The organism is Sediminibacterium sp. FW305-C-269, assembly GCF_058231045.1.
In genome coordinates, this window is sequence record NZ_JBIQXQ010000010.1 from 1 (window position 1) to 574 (window position 574).

Genomic DNA, 574 nt, shown 5'->3' on the forward strand with positions numbered 1-574 from the left:
TAAATGGTCTTAGCGGCCTGACTACGAGCGGAACTGTATCTGCTGGAACAGTAAGTACAACTACTCTTACTGGTCTGAATGATCTGACAGCAAGTGGTACAGTAACTGCCGGAACGGTAAGTTCGACCAATGCAACGATCACGAATCTGAGTGGCTTGAGTGGTCTGACTACTAGCGGAACCGTATCTGCTGGGACAGTAAGTACTACAACAATAAATGGTCTGAATGATCTGACAGCGAGTGGTACAGTAACAGCCGGAACTCTGAGTACATCAACTGCGAATATTGCTACCTTAAATGGCTTGAGTGGCTTGACTACTATTGGAACAGTATCTGCTGGAGCAGTAAGTACTACAACAATCAATGGCGTAAATGACCTGACTGTATCCGGCACAGTAACTGCCGGAACGGTAAGTTCAACCAATGCGACGATCACGAACCTAAGCGGCTTGAACGGTTTGACTACCAGCGGCACAGTAACTGCCGGAACAGTAAGTTCGACCAATGCAACAATCACGAACCTGAGCGGCTTGAGTGGCCTGACCACCAGTGGCACAGTAACAGCTGGAACTCT

Annotated in this window: 1 protein-coding gene; it reads right to left on the reverse strand. The window is 48.1% G+C overall.

Translation table 11 applies throughout. From position 1 onward, the window contains the following. Positions 1-574: hypothetical protein (locus ACH3Y6_RS15660; protein WP_490836570.1), on the reverse strand; the 574-nt coding region annotated here is incomplete at both ends.